General features: G+C 39.0%; 9 protein-coding genes. 5 read left to right on the forward strand and 4 right to left on the reverse strand.

Annotation, left to right across the window (positions count from 1 at the left end):
* Positions 1 to 3: 3 nt before the first annotated feature.
* Positions 4 to 135, forward strand: a complete 132-nt coding sequence (locus tag V7783_RS21240) for a DUF3693 domain-containing protein (protein ID WP_442961401.1) — start codon at positions 4 to 6, stop codon at positions 133 to 135.
* Between the two features lie 100 nt (positions 136 to 235).
* On the opposite strand, the gene V7783_RS20525 is transcribed toward V7783_RS21240, so the two are convergent.
* The gene (locus V7783_RS20525) at positions 236 to 799 is read right to left on the reverse strand and encodes a YSC84-related protein (RefSeq protein WP_335680315.1); all 564 of its coding nucleotides are present in this window, start codon (positions 797 to 799) and stop codon (positions 236 to 238) included.
* 119 nt (positions 800 to 918) lie between these two features.
* Here V7783_RS20525 and V7783_RS20530 point away from each other — a divergent pair, with 119 nt between their 5' ends.
* Positions 919 to 2,130, forward strand: coding sequence for a tyrosine-type recombinase/integrase (locus V7783_RS20530; protein WP_335680316.1), 1,212 nt, complete (start codon positions 919 to 921; stop codon positions 2,128 to 2,130).
* Positions 2,131 to 3,327: a cation:proton antiporter gene (locus V7783_RS20535; RefSeq protein ID WP_335680317.1), complete on the forward strand. Its 1,197-nt coding sequence runs from the start codon at positions 2,131 to 2,133 to the stop codon at positions 3,325 to 3,327. It begins immediately after the preceding gene.
* A 100-nt stretch (positions 3,328 to 3,427) separates the two neighbouring features.
* Here V7783_RS20535 and ydiJ read toward each other — a convergent pair whose 3' ends face one another.
* Positions 3,428 to 6,475, reverse strand: a complete 3,048-nt coding sequence (ydiJ, locus tag V7783_RS20540) for a D-2-hydroxyglutarate dehydrogenase YdiJ (protein ID WP_335680318.1) — start codon at positions 6,473 to 6,475, stop codon at positions 3,428 to 3,430.
* Between the two features lie 152 nt (positions 6,476 to 6,627).
* Between ydiJ and V7783_RS20545 the strand changes: the two genes are divergently transcribed.
* Positions 6,628 to 6,837 (forward strand): hypothetical protein, encoded by a 210-nt coding sequence (locus V7783_RS20545; protein ID WP_335680319.1) that lies wholly within the window; start codon positions 6,628 to 6,630, stop codon positions 6,835 to 6,837.
* A gap of 71 nt (positions 6,838 to 6,908) precedes the next feature.
* On the opposite strand, the gene ppsA is transcribed toward V7783_RS20545, so the two are convergent.
* Positions 6,909 to 9,284, reverse strand: coding sequence for a phosphoenolpyruvate synthase (gene ppsA / locus V7783_RS20550; RefSeq protein ID WP_335680320.1), 2,376 nt, complete (start codon positions 9,282 to 9,284; stop codon positions 6,909 to 6,911).
* 152 nt (positions 9,285 to 9,436) lie between these two features.
* On the opposite strand from ppsA, the gene ppsR reads away from it, so the two are divergent.
* On the forward strand, positions 9,437 to 10,246 hold the full coding sequence (ppsR, locus tag V7783_RS20555) for a posphoenolpyruvate synthetase regulatory kinase/phosphorylase PpsR (protein ID WP_335680321.1): 810 nt from the start codon (positions 9,437 to 9,439) through the stop codon (positions 10,244 to 10,246).
* 94 nt (positions 10,247 to 10,340) lie between these two features.
* Here the strand turns inward: ppsR and V7783_RS20560 are convergent.
* Positions 10,341 to 10,458 (reverse strand): 3-deoxy-7-phosphoheptulonate synthase (locus V7783_RS20560; protein ID WP_335680322.1); only part of this gene is annotated, 118 nt, incomplete at its 5' end.

The raw sequence follows: 10,458 nt of genomic DNA on the forward strand, positions 1-10,458 counted from the left end.
GCTATTGAAAAATCGAAAACCAAAGAGGAAAGCAAAGTTTGGTCTGATATTGTAAAAAAGATTAGTGCAGCATGTGTAGCGCTAACACTAGTTGCAGGACTAGCAAACGCTCCAACTGAGGACGCATTTGCGTAATAGCGATATCCCATAAATTACGTTATGTTAAATTGTGACATTTAAATTAAAGTGGGCGTAATTACACGAACTAGCCCACTTTTAGAAGGGTTTTTAAAGCTTAGTTTAACTCAGAATCTACCCAAAATTTTGTGCCCTTTAATACTGCTTGTAGTGCAAGCCCATTTTCGGTTAATGAATACACAGTCACTTGATCGGCGATTGCTTCGGCCACTACGGCACCACCTTTATCTTGGTATTTCGCGGCAGCATCGGCATTGCCACCAAATGCCCAACCGTGTTCAATAAAACGGTTTAATGCGGCTTGGTTATGAAAAACCATAACAACGTTAAAGTCTTTAACCCCTAAACCAAGGCCTAAACCGGCTTCACCCATATTCATATAGGTTGATTTACCGGTTAGGTTATTTTTTACAACACCATAACCACCACCAAAACTTGCCAGTACCACGTTTACATTGGCATTATCGAATACGGCATAACCTGCAGCATTAGCAATTTGTTGTTTAACATCTGGCTTTTCTTTGTATAACTTGCCGAGTGTATCTGCACGCATGTTTTGTACTAAGTTACGTTTTTCAGTAGGTGAAGCACTACCAGTTGTAGCACATCCTGATAAAACTAACGTAGCGGCAAGTAAGCTAAACGCGATAAAATTTTTCATATGTTTTCCTTAAACCACAGCGATCATATTTTTATTACTTATACTAAGTCCAATACTAGACAGTATCGGACTTTATAACTAAACTGTAACTACTTTATTTTAGTAGAAATAATATTAATATGCTTGTTGCACTGGTCGATACATTAAAACAATTACGGTATCAAATTGCTCATCTTGAAGATGATACACTGCAATCAGAATACCCAGAACTTGCCACCTTTATACAGCAAGTTAGCTTGACTGTCGCTGAATCTAAGCAAGAATTAGTGTTTTTGTACCAGTTTTTATATGTTTACGGGCGAAAGTCAGAAGCAACCTACAACAGATTTCGTAATGAACTTGAACGTTTTTATTTGTGGTCTTGGTTGGTAGCTGAAAAGTCAGTGTTCGATCTCAAACGCGAAGACGTTGAAGCTTATGTCGATTTTATGGTAGAACCTGACAAAAAATGGGCAACGGATTCTGTACAATGGCGTTATAAAGATGAGCATGGTATCCGTCGTTTAAATGCTAATTGGCGCCCTTTTATGCTTAAAGAATCGATCGCCAGTCAGCAAACTTTAGCGGCAATGTTCACCGCTTTGAATGTTTTTTATAAGTTTGCAATTTTAGAAGAAAAAACGTTTGCTAACTTTGTGCCTGTGGTGAAAAAAAATAGCCCGTATTTAGTAGTACAGTCTCAAATAAAAATACCCGATACATTAAGTGACATTCAATGGGAATATGTATTTGGTGTAACGCGTGATAAATGTGAGAAAACACCAGATCTAGAACGTAATTTATTTACTCTAGCCTGCTTAAAAGGCCTCTATTTACGGATCTCAGAATTATCAGAACGTCCGCAATGGTCGCCCGTTATGTCACATTTTTGGCAAGACAATGATGGATTTTGGTTCTTAAGGATCATGGGTAAAGGTAATAAATTACGTGATGTAACATTAAGCGATGATTTTGTAACTTACTTAAAACGTTATAGATTGTATAGGGGGTTGCCTGCCCTGCCCCGCGTTGATGAAGCCGATCCTTTGGTACATAAAATTCGCGGACAAGGAGGTATGACCGTAAGGCAAATTCGTCGTTTAGTACAGCAAAGTTTTGATTTAGCAAAAAAATCTTTACTTGATGATGGCTTTACTGATGATGCTGAACAGTTAGAATCGGCCACTGCGCATTGGCTCAGACATACAGGTGCAACGCATGATGCTCAAACCCGGCCATTGAAACATTTATCTGAAGATCTGGGGCACGCAAAAATAGCCACAACCGATCAAATTTATATTCAAACCAATATTAAAGAACGTGCTAAATCAGGAATAAATAGGAAAATTTAAATGCAATACAGTGTATTAGCCTGCGTTGGCTTAGCTTTTTTAATTTACTCATTATCTATGCGACAACTCGAACGAGTCGAAATCACAGGGCCAATGTTTTTTGTTATAACCGGTGCTGCCATTGCGTTTTTATTACCTAACGAAACCGCCTATTTAAAAAGTGACTTAGATCACTTATTGCCTTTGATAGAATTAACGCTGAGTATTTTTTTATTTACTGATGCAGCTAAAACTAAATTATCAGTATTAAAACATAGCTTTCAATATCCTAGCTTATTGCTTTTTGTTGCTTTGCCACTGACTTTAATGGCAGGAATTGTAATAGCAAGTTTAATGTTCAGTCAGTTAACATTATTGCAAGCTGCACTAGTTGCCATAATTTTAACGCCAACCGATGCGGCGCTTAGTAAAGGTTTATTAAATAGCACCGCAGTGCCTGAAAAAATTCGTGAGGGTATAAACACAGAAAGTGGTTTGAATGATGGCCTATGTGTGCCGATATTTTTAGTGTTGATGTTATTAGCACAAGAGCCAAGTTCAACATTTTCGCTTGCTGATACAGGGCTGGTTTTTGCTAGAGAATTAGGTGTTGCAATAATTATTGCCGCATTGAGTATGGCGATAATTATTCCATTAATAAAATTTGCAATGGATCGTCATTACTTTTCAAACAATACCAGTCCATTTTTAGTGGTTGGGATTGCAATGACTATATTTTCAATTGCACAGAGTTTTCACAGTAGTGGTTTTATCGCAGTATTTGTTGCTGGATTAATTTTTGATAAATTTACAGAGCAGCCACTGAGAGAGAAACTTGTTGAGGACAGCGAACACATCGCAGATTTTACAGGTTTACTTATTTGGTGTTTGTTTGGATTTGTTTGCAGTTATTTAGTGTTACCAAAAATAACTTGGCCAATCATTGTGTTTGCACTTTTAAGTGCCACACTGATCAGAATTATTCCGGTTATGTTGTCACTGCAATTTACTAATTTAAAATTCAAAGAGCGATTAACATTTGCGTGGTTTGGGCCTCGGGGTTTAGCTTCAATCGTATTTACATTAATGGTCATTGATACAAATATTGAAAACAAATACCAAATAGCGACCATCGCGATGACGACTATTTTGTTCAGTGTTTTTATTCATGGTATGACAACCAAACCGATCGCGGACAGTTTTTCAAAAAGAAATTAAGCTCACAAAAATATTTTCACTAAACTTGTTTAATGAATAAAATAAAACGGCGAATAACTTTTAGTTGTTCGCCGTTTTGTTTTTACTAATTTAATGTGTACTACGCCAATTTTATTGCGAGTAGTTCAATCGGATGTTTAGGCTTGAACTTTTCGTAACGTTTAACTTGGCTTCGACAAGAAAATCCTGTTGCTAATAATTGCTCCGGCGTATTTTTTTCAACAACACCTTGCCAACTCATTTCGTATAAAGCGCGCGAGTTGTTTTGGTTTTGTGCTTCGTGACCGTAAGTACCAGCCATACCACAACAACCTGTTGCTGTTGTATTAAGTGTTAAACCTAAATCAGAAAAAATTGTTTGCCAAACATTTGCTGCTTTTGGTAAAGCTGTTGTTTCAGTACAGTGACTTAATAAAGTGAATGGCGCAGCACTGGTTACTTTCTCGGCCAGTGGTTTAAATGATTGTGTTGCCAACCATTCATGAGCGAGTAAAACTTCAAACTCACCACGCTCATCTTCTAAAATAGAATTATATTCATCGCGGTAACACATTACCAAAGAAGCATCTAAACCAACTAAAGGTGCATTAATTTCTGATAGTGAATTTAAAAACGCAGCGGCATTTTTAGCGGTAATTTTAAACTCATGTAAAAAGCCTTTTACGTGTTGCGGCTTTCCGTTAGGCAAAAATGGTAATAGGATTGGCTTTTTACCCAAAGCGGAAATGACCTGAATAAAACTTTCGACCAATTCAGCTTCGTAAAAACTAGTAAATGGATCTTGAACAATTAGTACATATTCATTTTGTTGATCAGGGCTTAGCGATTGTAGCTGTTGAAAATTAAACTGATGTTGTTTTTTGATGCGTTTTTTAAGTGAAGGCGTACTAAGTAATGGTGTATCTACATAGCCAACCGTTTTTTTGATCAACGAACTAACAAGTTTAGTTTTTACAATAGGATTAATAACGCGAGAGAAGCTTGCCATAGCTGGTGCGCTGTTTTCAATATTACCAACTAAGTAATCTTTTAGTGGGCGAGCATAATAACTATGGTAATAGTTTAAAAAACGAGAACGAAAAGTCGGTACGTCTACTTTGATTGGGCAGGCAGTTGTACATGCTTTACAAGCCAAACATTCATCCATAGACTCTTTTACTTCATGAGAAAAATCGTAAATGCCTTTTTTCTTATCACGACTATGCTGGTAACGTTCCCACCAAGTGATCACTTCACCTTTGTTGAGTTCTTTTTCTATATCTAATAAATCTATGTTTTTAGTCTGTTGTAAACGCAGCCATTCCCGCATTAAACTGGCGCGCCCTTTTGGCGAATAACGGCGATCACCGGTGACCTTATAAGATGGGCACATAGGTGATTTTTCATCGTAGTTAAAGCAAATGCCATTACCATTACAGGTCATTGCATTGTTAAAACTGGTTTTTACATCGACAGAAATTTGCTTGTCAAACCACGCACGTTTTTGATCATCAACGCTAACTAGTGAGTCCTCACTGTCAATCGGGGTGCATATTTTACCTGGGTTTATACGATTGTTTGGATCAAACGCCGCCTTTATACGGCGTAATTGGTTGAATAAATGTTCACCAAAAAATTCAGGACCGTATTCACTACGATAGCCTTTGCCATGCTCACCCCACATAAGGCCGCCGTATTTAGCTGTTAGCTTTACAACACTATCGGAGATCACACGTAATAATTTTTCTTGTTCAGGATCGCACATATCCAGAGCCGGACGTACATGTAATACGCCTGCATCAACATGACCAAACATACCATATTGCAAATTATGGCTATCCAGTAAGGCTCTAAATTCAACAATGAAATCAGCAAGATTTTCCGGAGGAACGGCAGTGTCTTCAGCAAACGCGAGGGGTTTTTGTGTGCCCTTTACATTTCCTAATAAGCCAACTGATTTTTTACGCATACCATAAATTTTTAATATGTCAGCTTTATCACTGGTAAGTTGATAACCAATGACGCCATTCTTTTGCTGTGCTACGCATTCGTCGAGTAACTTACATAATGTTTCAACTTTGTCTTTTATGTCGTCGACCGATACTGCATTAAACTCAACCATGTTGAGTCCCTGCATGTCTTTGTTTTCAACATCCGTTATTAAGTCCGATACTGAATGCCAAACGATATCTTGGCGAGCAAGATTCAACACTTTGCTATCAACTGTTTCAACAGACGTTGCCCGCGCCGCAACTAAAAATGGTGAATGGCGCAGTGCAGAATCAAAACTATCGTATTTAATGTTGATTAACGTTTTAAATTCAGCAATCGGTGTTATGTTGAGTTTTGCCTCAGTGACGATACCAAGTGAGCCTTCTGATCCCGTTATGAGGCGACTCATATCAAAAGTTTGTAAGTCATCACTTAGTATATGCTCTAGGTCATAGCCGGTTAAAAAACGATTTAAGCGAGGGAATTTCGCTAAAATAGCTTCTCGATCTGATAAACAAATATTAAGCACCGTAGCGTACAGTTTTCCAATTGTGGTGTCTTGCTCGGCTATAAGTTTGGCTTTTTCAATCTCAATTGGACTGGTAGACATTTGTGTACCGTCAATTAAATAGGTTGTTAGGCCTAAAACATGATCACTGGTTTTGCCATACACTAATGAACCTTGTCCTGATGCATCAGTATTGACCATGCCCCCAATGGTTGCTCGGTTGCTGGTTGATAAGTCTGGTGCAAAAAAGAAGCCGTACGGGCGTAAAAAATCATTTAGCTGATCTTTAATAACCCCTGTTTGTACACGCACCCAACCTTCTTCTGCATTTATTTCAAGAATTTCACGCATATAACGAGATAAATCAACAATGATACCAGGTGTTAAAGACTGCCCGTTGGTTCCGGTACCGCCGCCACGAGGGCCAAAAGTTAACGATAAGTAAGGGTCTTGAGCTGCTGTTTGCAGAGCAATTTGAATGTCTTTTTCGGTTTTCGGAAAAATGACACCTTGCGGTAATTGTTGGTAAATACTGTTGTCGGTTGATGCTGTTAGACGGGTGCCGTAACTTGCATCTGTATCGCCAGTAAACCCTTGTTTAGTTATTGTTTTTAGGTAACTTGCGACTAATTCGGTCGCGGCATCTTGTTGGCTTATTGTTGCTATCATGACGGTGATAAATTAAGGCATTTGTTAGATTATATCATGCTAAAGCGCAATAGAAATTGAAGATTTCACAGTTTGTAACACTCTTTTTGTCGTAATAATAACCAGCATACCTATACTGATGCTTATAAACTTAATTGCACGGAATCTTTGAAATGAAAAAATGTTTATTATTATTTATTGGCAGCTTATGTATGTTGCTAGGATTATTTTTTGCAATCGTGCCTGGTCCGTCACTTATATTCTTTATTGCAGGTTTAATGTGCTTTTCATTTTACTATCCAAAAGCACGCCATTACTTGGCCCTTTGTCAAAAAGCGTTGACTAAGTCATGTGCATTTTTAGATAAAAAACTTGCTCGCTAAGTTTGTAATAGTTAATTGAATAAATAAAAATGCCAGCTTAGTTGCTGGCATTTTCACTCTAATCTAACCTGTTACTTTGCTAATTTTTTAGCAAGGTATAACCATGTTTCGATTACTGTATCTGGATTTAGTGAAACAGAATCAATACCCTGCTCTACTAACCAGGCTGCAAAGTCTTCATGATCTGAAGGACCTTGACCACAAATACCTACATACTTACCTTTTGCTTTGGCTGTTTGAATCGCCATAGAAAGAAGTTTTTTGATTGCAGGATTACGTTCATCAAATAAATGAGCGATTAAACCTGAGTCACGGTCAAGACCAAGTGTTAACTGAGTTAAATCGTTTGAACCAATTGAGAAGCCATCAAAGTATTCTAGGAACTCTTCTGCAAGTAGTGCATTTGATGGAAGTTCACACATCATGATTACTTTTAAGCCGTTGTCGCCACGTTTAAGGCCATGCTCTTCAAGTAGTTCGATAACACGTTTACCCTCTTCAAGCGTACGTACGAATGGGATCATGATCTCAATATTGGTCATATCCATTTGGTTGCGTACACGTTTTATTGCTTCACATTCAAGAGCGAAACAATCACGGAAATCTTCAGAGATATAACGAGCCGCGCCACGGAAACCAATCATTGGGTTTTCTTCTTCTGGCTCATATTGTTGGCCGCCAACTAAGTTAGCGTATTCATTTGATTTAAAATCAGACATGCGAACAATAACGCGCTCAGGAGCAAATGCACAACCGAGAGTTGCAATCCCTTCAACCAGTTTAGCAATATAGAACTCAACCGGTGATTCGTAACCTGCAATCATCTCGGTGATTTCGCTCTTTAATGCGTCTGTTTGAGCATCAAAATTTAACAATGCTTTAGGGTGCACACCAATCATACGGTTGATGATAAATTCTACACGAGCTAAACCAACACCTGCGTGCGGTAAACGTGCAAAATCAAATGCGCGATCAGGGTTACCCACGTTCATCATTACTTTCATTGGTAGTTCAGGCATTTTATCAACACGAGAAGTGAGGATTTCAAAGTCTAAAATACCTTCGTAAATGAAACCAGTATCACCTTCGGCGCATGATACGGTCACTTCTTGGCCAGCTTTAATTAAATCAGTGGCGTTGCCACAACCAACTACCGCTGGAATACCTAACTCACGAGCAATGATTGCTGCGTGACAGGTACGGCCGCCGCGGTTAGTTACGATCGCTGCAGCGCGTTTCATGATAGGTTCCCAATCAGGATCTGTCATATCAGTAACTAAGATATCACCAACTTGTACTTGGTCCATTTCACTAATTGAATTAAGAACTCGTACTGTACCTGAACCAATCTTATGCCCAATAGCGCGACCTTCAACAACAACATTACTGCTGCCATTTAATTGGAAGCGTTCCATAACGTTGGTGTCTTCGTTTGAGCGAACAGTTTCTGGACGTGCTTGTACGATATAAAGTTTGCCATCGTTGCCGTCTTTAGCCCATTCGATATCCATGGCACGGCCATAGTGTTTTTCAATGATCACAGCTTGCTTGGCTAGTTCTTCAACTTCAGCATCTGTTATTGAGAATTTGTTTGAAAGAGCGCTATCTACATCAACTATTTCAACTTGCTTACCATGGGCTTGATCAGTTGAGTAGATCATTTGAATGGCTTTAGAGCCAATATTACGACGTACTACTGACGGCTTACCTTTGGCGAGTGTTGGTTTATGAACATAAAACTCATCCGGGTTAACAGCGCCCTGTACGACCATTTCACCTAGACCATAGCTTGATGTTACAAATACCACATCTTCAAAGCCTGATTCAGTATCAATACTGAACATGACACCTGATGCTGATTTGTCAGAACGAACCATGCGCTGAATACCCGCAGAGAGTGCTACACCACGGTGGTCATAACCCTGATGTACGCGGTATGAAATTGCGCGGTCGTTAAATAATGAAGCAAATACATGTTTGATGGCAACCATGACAGAGTCAATACCACGAACATTTAGAAAGGTTTCTTGCTGACCTGCAAACGATGCATCAGGCATGTCTTCAGCTGTGGCTGATGAACGAACTGCGAATGAAACATCTGCTGCTGCGTCGCCGTGGAGTTGGCTGTATGCATCGCGGATTGCTTGGTCTAAATTAGGTTGGAATGGTGTGTCGATGATCCATTGGCGGATATCTGCACCTACTTTGGCTAGTGTGTTTACATCATCAACATCCAAAGTGTCGAGAATGTCGTGAATTTTTGCATTGAGTCCTGATTGATCTAAAAACTCATTGAACGCATCGGCGGTTGTAGCAAAACCACCTGGCACTTGCACACCAGCGTTAGCTAGGTTAGAAATCATTTCACCAAGGGAGGCATTCTTGCCGCCAACTCGTGGAACATCTTGCATACCAAGCTCTTGATACCAGAGAACGTATTCTTGCACGGGTCTTTCTCCAAAAAACAAATTGTCGTATTAACTGTGAGAGTTAAGAAAGAAAACCTTCTAAAAAGGTCCCCTTCATTCTACACTGGCAACAGACCTTACGTAAACCGTAAGGACCCCAATTTACTCTATAACGTAATAAAAAGGTTAATATGAGAACTGCATTTTATATTTCTGACGGCACAGCCATTACATCTGAAGTATTTGGCCATGCGACTTTGTCTTTATTTCCCGTCGAATTTAACCATAAAACCATTCCATTTGTTGAAACAGAAGCTAAAGCTAATGAAGTAAAAGCGTTGATCAATGCAACATCGCAACGTGAAGGTGAAAAACCATTAGTTTTTTTTACCTTTGTGAATCATAGTCTAAGTGAAATAATTCGTTCCGCTGATGCTGTTAGTTATGATTTTTTGACTGCCTTTAGCGATAAGATCCAGGATGAACTTAAGGTTGCACCAGTGCCAAAAGTCCATCGCACTCATTCTATGCACGAAAAAAGTTATGATTTTAGAATCGATGCGGTTAACTATGCGTTGACCAATGATGATGGCGCTAATATTAAAAACTATGCCGAGGCTGATATTATTTTGGTTGGAGTTAGTCGTAGTGGCAAAACACCGACGAGTTTATATTTGGCATTGCAATATGGTATTAAAGCAGCAAATTATCCGCTGACCGAGGATGACTTAGAAACTGGTAAGTTACCAGCTTGTTTAACTGCATATAAGCAAAAGTTATTTGGGCTTACAATTGACCCGGTTCGCTTAGCAGATATTCGTCAAAGGCGTATGGCGAATTCTAAATATGCATCGCTAAAACAGTGCCGTATTGAAGTACGTGAAGTTGAGATGCTGTATAAAAAGCACAAGCTCCCTTATTTGAACTCAACACACCATTCTGTTGAAGAAATTTCAGCTAAAATCATTTCTGATACAGGCCTTGAACGTCGTAAGTACTAACTTCGATATAGCTAATTTTAGTTACTTAAGGTATAAAAATAATATCGGACATTAAAAAAGCCGCTGTTGCGGCTTTTGATTTTTTGGACTAACTCTACTTACGTGCGTCTTTTAATAAGTCTGCCACTAAGAAGCCTAGCTCTAATACTTGGTCTGCATTTAAACGTGGGTCACACTGCGTGCGGTAACGCTGTGCTAAATCATCGTCTGAC

Source organism: Pseudoalteromonas sp., from assembly GCF_036960685.1.
Taxonomy (GTDB): Bacteria; Pseudomonadota; Gammaproteobacteria; order Enterobacterales; family Alteromonadaceae; genus Pseudoalteromonas.

Excerpts from the sequence above, each read along its gene's own strand:
- V7783_RS20525 (WP_335680315.1), bottom strand. The coding sequence starts at position 799 with ATGAAAAATTTTATCGCGTTTAGCTTACTTGCCGCTACGTTAGTTTTA.
- V7783_RS20530 (WP_335680316.1), top strand. The coding sequence starts at position 919 with ATGCTTGTTGCACTGGTCGATACATTAAAACAATTACGGTATCAAATT.
- V7783_RS20535 (WP_335680317.1), top strand. The coding sequence starts at position 2,131 with ATGCAATACAGTGTATTAGCCTGCGTTGGCTTAGCTTTTTTAATTTAC.
- ydiJ (WP_335680318.1), bottom strand. The coding sequence starts at position 6,475 with ATGATAGCAACAATAAGCCAACAAGATGCCGCGACCGAATTAGTCGCA.
- V7783_RS20545 (WP_335680319.1), top strand. The coding sequence starts at position 6,628 with ATGAAAAAATGTTTATTATTATTTATTGGCAGCTTATGTATGTTGCTA.
- ppsR (WP_335680321.1), top strand. The coding sequence starts at position 9,437 with ATGAGAACTGCATTTTATATTTCTGACGGCACAGCCATTACATCTGAA.